We start from the raw sequence: 7,375 nt of genomic DNA on the forward strand, positions 1-7,375 counted from the left end.
TTGCACCGAACGACGTCATCCGACCGGGAACGCCGTCATCGATCGGTGTCATCGAGCCGAGCGACCCAGGCGGCCAGGCCCGGCCGGGAGGCGACACCGGTCTTGCGGTAGAGGCGGGTCAGGTGCGCCTCCACGGTGCGGGGGCTGATGTTCAGTTGCCGCCCGATCAGTCGGCTGGTGGCCCCGGTCGCCGCCAGCCGCGCGATGTGCCACTCCCGGTCGGTCAGCGCGGCGACCTCGCGCGGACCGACCGGACGGGCCAGTCGCAGAGCGACCCGTGCCGTTCCGCACCACCCGGCCAGTTCCAACGCCCGGCGTCGGGCCCGCGCCGCCAGGCCGGCCTGGTCCGCGGCTTCGGCCGCCCGGGCCAGGGAGGCCAGGGCAAGACTGCGCCGCAGCACCATCCCGCCGGTACGGAACAGGTCAGCCGCGTCTTCCAGGTGCCGCAGCGCCGCCGGGATCTCGCCACGGGCGAGCAGCACCTCGCCGTACGCCGACTGGGCGAAGCCCCGCTGCCCGGGCAGACCCACCTGGTCCGCCTCGGCCAGTGCCAGCCGTGCCTGCCGCTCGGCGTCAGCCACCTCACCGGCGGCGAGCGCGGCGGCGCAGAGCAGCTCGTACCACCTGGGCCGGAGGGACGTCTGGAGACGGCTGAGTCGGCTGTCGCCGCCGGCACAGAGCACCAGCTCGGCGCAGGTCGCCGGATCGCCCGACAGCAGCGCCGCCGTCGCGAGTGCGGTGGCGGCGGTACGACCACACCAGGTGGCCGGGTCGGTGGCGATTCCGGCGGCACTCTGGGCCAGCGCCACCGCCCGGTCGTCGTCCCGAAGGCCACCACGCCATGCCGTCGCCTCGGCCTCGAACGCCAGGGCGAAACTCAGCAGGTGGTGGCTGCCGATGCGTCGGGCGACGATGCCCGCCTCGGTGGCCAGTTCGATGGCGACGTTCAGCTGCCCGCCGTGGTAGGCCACCTGAGCGCGGCCGAGCAGCAGTTGGCACAGCCCGTCGTCGCGGTGTGCGGCGCGCACGAGTGTCAGCCCTCGGTCGAGGTGCCGCACGGCGTCGGCCTGCCGTTCCAGGTACAGCTCGCTCAGGCCGAGTGCGGTGAGGCAGTCGGGGTGGTCCCGTACGTCCCGGTCCGGCAGCGAGTCGACGATCCGGGCACCGGCATCGACCAGGCCCTTGGCGTCGTCGAGCGCGCCGTCGTGGACGGCGGCCAGACCGCGGACGGCCAGCAGGCCGGCCCGGTCGGCGCCGGAAACGCCGAGGTCGCCATCGAGGACGTCGGGCAGCTCGGTCACGGGGTGACCGGCCAGGATGCCGGCGACGCCGATCTCGGTGGCGAGTCGGTAGCCGCCGGTGGGTGCGGCGCCGCTTGGCAGGGAGGCCAACTCCCGCCGGCTGATCGCCGCCGCCTCCGCGTAGTTGCCGAGCAGACGTTCCACCCGCGCCCAGAGAGCTACCGCCTGCGCCCGCCGTCCCTCCGGGTCGGCCGGGAAGAGCGGCACGATCTCCTGGAGCAGGGCTCTGCTCTCGGCCAGATACCCCGCCTCCCCGGTGATCTGGGCCAACGCGAGCGACACGTCCTGGCGACGTTGCGTCAGCGCGGCCATCGGCCGCAGCGCGTGCAGAGCCAGCCGCAGCCAGCGGATGGCCAGGTCGGGCGTCTCACGCCGGACCTCCTGCGCGGCCCGGCAGAGCACGGTGACGCAGCGGTCGACCCAGCCGCCGTTCGGCAGGGCGAGCAGGCGCTCGGCGTAGCGGGCCCGCTCCGCGGCCGGCACGCCCAGGTCGACGAGCGCGGTGAGCGCCCGCGCACACGCTTTCACCTGCCATGCGGGGTCGGTGTCCTGGGCGACGGCCATCCGCAGCACCGGGTGGCGGAAGGCGAACCGTCCGGTGCCGGGCACGCGGCGGATCAGGTCGAGCCGGGCCAGTCGCCAACCGGCCTCGACTGCCAGTGCGGTGGGGACCTGCGCGACCTCGGCGAGCAGGTCCGCGGTGAAGGGAGCGTCGACGATCGCCGCGGCCCGCAGGCAGGCCAGCTCGACGGGCGGCAGCTCCGCCCACTCGCGGCGCAGCACGGCCACCGCCGCGTCGGAGAGCGAGGCACCCTGTGTCTCCCGGCTCGGGTCCACTGTGGTGGAGGTGGAGTCGTTCGGCAGGACCGCCAGGTAACCGGGGTTGCCGCCGGCCAGGTCGTACCGGGCACGCAGCTGCACCTGATCGGCGTGGGGGTGCAGGAGCGCGACCTCAGGGAGGCTGAGCGGGCGGAGTTCGAGTCGCTCGTGTGACGTCCTCTCGGCGGTGGCGTCGCCGTCCGGATCGGGTGGCCCGAACGGCATCGGGGTCGCCATCTGCCGCGGGCGGTAGACGAGCACGAGCAGCAGCGGGGCGGGCACCGGATAGCGCAGCAGGTGCGCGATCAGACCGGCGGACGAGGCATCCGCCCAGTGCAGGTCGTCGAGGACCACCACCAGACCGTCCCGGGCCGCCAGGCCGATCAGCCGGCGGGCCAACTGGTAGGTGCGGAACCGGCGGGCGTCCGACGCTCGCACCGGCCCCGCGGCGACGGACTCCGCCCAGATCTCGGCCGGGGGCCGTCCGGCGCGCACCCCGCGTCGAGGTGACTGCCCCTGCGTGAAGGCGTGCCGGAACACGTGGAAGGGGACTCCTCGCTCATCGGGCGAGCAGGTCCCGAAGGCCCAGGGGACGGTGGGGACGGACCGCTGCAGGGCCTCGCGGACGAACGAGGTCTTGCCGACGCCCGGCTCTCCGACCACCTCGCACACCATTTGCCAGCCACGGCTCAGTACGGTGGAGTGGGCTCTCCCGAGACGTGCCAACTGCGGTTGTCGCCCGATAAAGCGCGGGCTCGATGATGCGCTTTCCAGCCCAGGTGTCATCACACAGACCAGACGCCTTCCGGCAGCATTCGAGGGGAATGGTCGCACTATACCGGAGCATCGCCGAATGTCGAAACACAGTAGCGCGACCAATCCCCATTCGACGGGCGACACGAGATGCAGGTTCTTTCCGACATCGCACCACAAGCCGTAGAAAAGGATCGACGCCGACAGAGGCGTGCAACGATGTCCCGGAAATGCGTAAATCGTCCACCATCCGTGCCACCTGAGCCGCCACCAGCGGCCGAACCACCCGTTCCCCTGCGGGGCCGCGACCAGGACACCCGGGCAATTATCGGAGGGGTGCGCCTATCACCAGGATCGCGGCCGCCTATCGTCAATCATCCGAAGCGGCCATTTTCCTAATCCGATCGCGAATCCTGACGCCCGTCCCGCCTAGCGCGCCGTCGATGACGGTAAGCACGGGCGACAAATGACTGACATCTATCCCACGAATTGCCGCCTGCCATCAATCTTCAACATGCGAACAGCAACATGCAGACGCGGCGGGCGCCGAGCGGACGAAAGAGGAAGGCCGCCGCGCCGAGGCTTGCATCCGGTACACGCCTGACCTGTTGTCGCTGGCAACCACACGACAGCCAGCCGTGGGAGAACCTCGCCGGTGGGCCGCCGAGGCGCGGAGCGCGCGTCGGCGGCCCCCCGTCTCAGCCGTTGTCGATCAGGCTGGCGATCTCGTTGTAGATCAGGTGCGCCTTCGCGCCCTGGTTCGACGGACAGCCGCCGAGGTGGTGCAGGGCGACCACGCGGTGGCTGGCGTCCAGCACGGGCGAACCCGAGTTGCCGCCGGAGGTGTCACAGCTGTAGCTGATGTTCCAGGTGTTGTAGTTCGCGTTCCGGACGGCGCAGGTCGCGCCGTTCTGGGTGTCCTCGTAGATCGACAGCCGCTTCGCGGTGCCGTCGCCGTGCCCGGGGACGTAGATCCGGGTGCCGTTGCTGGTGGCGGTCGTTGCCAGGTACAGCGTCCCGAATCCCTGGATGGCGGCGAAGTTGTTGACCGAGAACAGGGCGTAGTCCAACTGGCTGGAGCCGCCGCTGCTCACCCGGTAGAGGGTGGCACCGCTGACCTTGGTGCCGGCGCCGGGATTCGCGCCGCCGCAGGTGGCGCACTGGTAGTTGAACTGCATCTCGCTGCCGCTCACGGCCGACTGGGTGGAGAAGCAGTGCTTGTTCGTCAGCATCCGGTTGGTGTTGCCGACCCGCCAGGTGGTGCACAGTCCACCACCGCTGATCAGCAGCCGCGCCACCGCCCTGCCGCGGGCGTACTCGGTGGGGTGGCTGTTCTGGTAGCAGACCACGTCCCGGCGGGCGTCGGTGCTGCACACGGACTGGGTGGAGAAGTTGTGCGCGGCGATCTCGGCGCGGTCGTATCCACGCCAGAACCGGTCGATGGTGGCGGCGCTGCCACGTGCGGGGCTGTTGCTGTGCAGTGTCACCACGGCCGTGTCACCCTCCACCGACATGGCCCAGAAACCCGGCTGCCCGTCGGTGGTGTAGTCCGAACCGGTCGCCCGGTCCAGGTCGCGGTCGTACCGGTGGCTCTCCTTGCCGTCCCGGCTCGACACGGTGACGTGGTCGCCCTGAGCCAGCCGCAGAGCGCTGAAGTGCACCTTGATGTACGTGGCACCCGGATGCCTGATGATCTGTGTCCCGCCGTCGGGGGCGCGGGACAGGGAGCTGGCGACGGTGCGGAGTTCACCGACAGTGGTCACACCCTCTGCGGAGAACTGGTGCGATTCCGGTGCCCGCTCGGACTGTGGGGCGACAGGGGCGACGGGGTACGCCTCGGCGGCGGGCACCGACAGCAGGCTCAGCCCAAGTGTGCAGGCAGCGAGCGCGACCGTACCCGTTCGTAGGCGGCGCAGGGCATGTTTCATCTGTCGCTCCTTCTCAGCAGTCAGCACCGGGACGTGCCTTCGGCCTTCATACCTGAGATCACGCAAGACATGTAATCCTATCTATGTCATAGCGGTCCGCCGCGTCCGCCGGCCACAGCGACCTCGGTAGCGCCCGCTGATCTAGGGTTGCTGAGATGGCCATGAGCGCGCAGGACGTGGTGGGCGTGATCGAGTCGGACGCGGGCGCGATGCGGGTCCTCCGGGCCACCGCCGACCTCGGGTTACCGGACTGGTGGATCGGTGCCGGCTTCGTTCGCAACCGCGTCTGGGACGCGATGAGCGGCCTCCCGGTCTCGCCGGAGCGGGACGTGGATGTCGCCTACTTCGATCCGGAGAAGCGGGACCCTCGCGAGGACGCACGCGCCGAGGCGCGCGCCCTGGCAGCCCTGCCCGGGGTGCCGTGGGAGATTCGCAACCAGGCCCGGATGCACCTGCGCAACGGCGACGAGCCCTACCTGTCCACCCTGGACGCGGTGTCGCGCTGGCCGGAGACGGCGACGTGCGTCGCGGTCACGCTCAGGGGTGACTCCGTCCACCTGGTCTCCTGTCACGGTCTGACCGACCTCGTGGGGATGGTCATCCGCCCGTCGCCGGCCATGGACAACGCGGCGGGTCGCGCGACCGTCCGCCGCCGTATGGAGGCCAAGGGGTGGCTGCACCGCTGGCCCGGCCTGCGGCTGACGATGTAGCTGAGCCCGGCCGCGCGACAATCGAGGGCGCCGCCGCGAAGACCCGGCTTTCACTGAGTGAAAGGCGGGGGTGCCATCCCCGGCCAACTCGTGGATGGTCACCGCGATCGGGCCTGGCCACCGGCAGCTCCGGCCGCTCCGCGACACCGGAGGGCTTCGATCCGGTGCGGCAGAAGGGGTTCGAGCCCTGCCGCCCCGATCCGTAACAGGCCCGAAACTACCGGTTGAAAATACTGGAAACTTCTGCCAGCCTGAGAGCCATCGATCAGTGTGAACGTTAACAAGATCATTTAGGACTGGAGCCGCTTCACGCGACCGTCAGACCCCCCACCTGCCAGGTCAGCACGTCCACCACCGAAGAGTCCAGTGCCCGCAACCACTCCCCCGACGGGCAACCGGAGTCACCCGTGACAACCCTCAGCTCGCAGGCCAGGCACGCCGAGCCGACCCGCATCGGGCGATCGCCCGGCGCGGGTCCCGCCCCACTCGGACGGCCCCAGCATCGTGGCCGCCGTCGAGCGAGCAGGGTCTCCCACTGGACCAGCGACACCGATCGCCCCACCCCACCACCGGAGGATCAGCATGGTTTCCCGGACCCGTCCCATCGGGCGCACCCGACTACGCGCACTCACTATTTCCGGAACAGCGGCGATAATTCTAGCCCTTGTCGTCTCGCTGCTACCCAATCTGGCGCAGGCCGCCGAGAGCACCCTCGGTGCCGCCGCAGCCCAGTCCGGCAGGTACTTCGGGGCCGCCGTCGCCGCAAACAAACTCAACGACAGCGCCTACACGACGATCCTGAACCGCGAGTTCAACAGCATCACCCCCGAGAACGAAATGAAGATCGACGCGACCGAACCGCAGCAGAACAACTTCACCTTCGGCAATGCGGACCGGATCGTGAACCACGCCCTCTCCCGGGGCTGGAAGGTGCGCGGCCACACCCTGGCCTGGTACTCCCAGCAGCCCGGCTGGATGCAGAGCATGGAGGGCACCGCGCTGCGCAACGCGATGCTCAACCACATCAACCGGGTGGCCGGCTACTACAAGGGCAAGATCTACTCCTGGGACGTGGTGAACGAGGCGTTCGAGGACGGCAACAGCGGCGCCCGTCGCAACTCGAACCTCCAGCGCACCGGCAACGACTGGATCGAGGCGGCGTTCCGCGCCGCCGACGCGGCGGACCCGGACGCGAAGCTCTGCTACAACGACTACAACACCGACAACTGGACCTGGGCCAAGACCCAGGCCGTGTACAACATGGTGCGCGACTTCAAGTCCCGTGGCGTGCCGATCGACTGCGTCGGCTTCCAGTCGCACTTCAACGCCAACTCGCCGTACAACAGCAACTACCGCACCACGCTCTCCAGCTTCGCCGCCCTCGGGGTCGACGTGCAGATCACCGAGCTGGACATCGAGGGATCCGGCACCACGCAGGCCAACACCTACCGCAGCGTGGTCAACGACTGCCTGGCCGTGGCGCGCTGCAACGGCCTCACCGTGTGGGGCGTGCGGGACTGTGACTCGTGGCGCTCCGGCGGCACCCCGCTGCTCTTCGAGTGCAACGGCACCAAGAAGGCCGCCTACACGTCCACCCTGGACGCCCTGAACAGCGCGGGCCCCGGCCCCACTCCCACACCCACCACGCCCGGTCCGACCCCCACCGTGCCGCCGGGCTCGGCCAACGAGATCGTCGGCACCCAGTCCGGCCGCTGCGTCGACGTTCCCAACGCCTCGACGAGCAACGGCACCCGCGTGCAGCTCTACGACTGCAACAAGCAGACCAACCAGGCCTGGACCTACACCTCGAACAAACAACTCCAGGTGTACGGAAACATGTGCCTCGACGCCGCAGGCTCCGGCA

Annotated in this window: 4 protein-coding genes; 2 read left to right on the plus strand and 2 right to left on the minus strand. The window is 69.9% G+C overall.

Going from position 1 to position 7,375, the window contains the following annotated elements; translation table 11 throughout:
- Positions 1-35: 35 nt before the first annotated feature.
- Complete coding sequence (locus AB0C15_RS26055; protein WP_357356124.1) at positions 36-2,906, minus strand: AAA family ATPase; 2,871 nt, start codon at positions 2,904-2,906, stop codon at positions 36-38.
- A 665-nt stretch (positions 2,907-3,571) separates the two neighbouring features.
- Positions 3,572-4,801, minus strand: a complete 1,230-nt coding sequence (locus AB0C15_RS26060; RefSeq protein ID WP_357356126.1) for a serine protease — start codon at positions 4,799-4,801, stop codon at positions 3,572-3,574.
- Positions 4,802-4,956: 155 nt separating this feature from the next.
- On the opposite strand from AB0C15_RS26060, the gene AB0C15_RS26065 reads away from it, so the two are divergent.
- Together AB0C15_RS26065 and AB0C15_RS26070 are read left to right on the plus strand one after the other, a co-directional pair.
- Positions 4,957-5,511: a nucleotidyltransferase family protein gene (locus AB0C15_RS26065; RefSeq protein ID WP_357356128.1), complete on the plus strand. Its 555-nt coding sequence runs from the start codon at positions 4,957-4,959 to the stop codon at positions 5,509-5,511.
- Between the two features lie 582 nt (positions 5,512-6,093).
- Positions 6,094-7,375, plus strand: a 1,282-nt coding sequence (locus AB0C15_RS26070; protein ID WP_357356130.1) for an endo-1,4-beta-xylanase, incomplete at its 3' end; no start/stop codon positions are given.

The organism is Micromonospora sp. NPDC048835 (assembly GCF_040649995.1).
Taxonomy (GTDB): Bacteria; Actinomycetota; Actinomycetes; order Mycobacteriales; family Micromonosporaceae; genus Micromonospora.

Bases quoted from the DNA above. Each gene is read 5' to 3' on its own strand.
- AB0C15_RS26055 (WP_357356124.1), bottom strand. From the start codon at position 2,906: ATGACACCTGGGCTGGAAAGCGCATCATCGAGCCCGCGCTTTATCGGG.
- AB0C15_RS26060 (WP_357356126.1), bottom strand. From the start codon at position 4,801: ATGAAACATGCCCTGCGCCGCCTACGAACGGGTACGGTCGCGCTCGCT.
- AB0C15_RS26065 (WP_357356128.1), top strand. From the start codon at position 4,957: ATGGCCATGAGCGCGCAGGACGTGGTGGGCGTGATCGAGTCGGACGCG.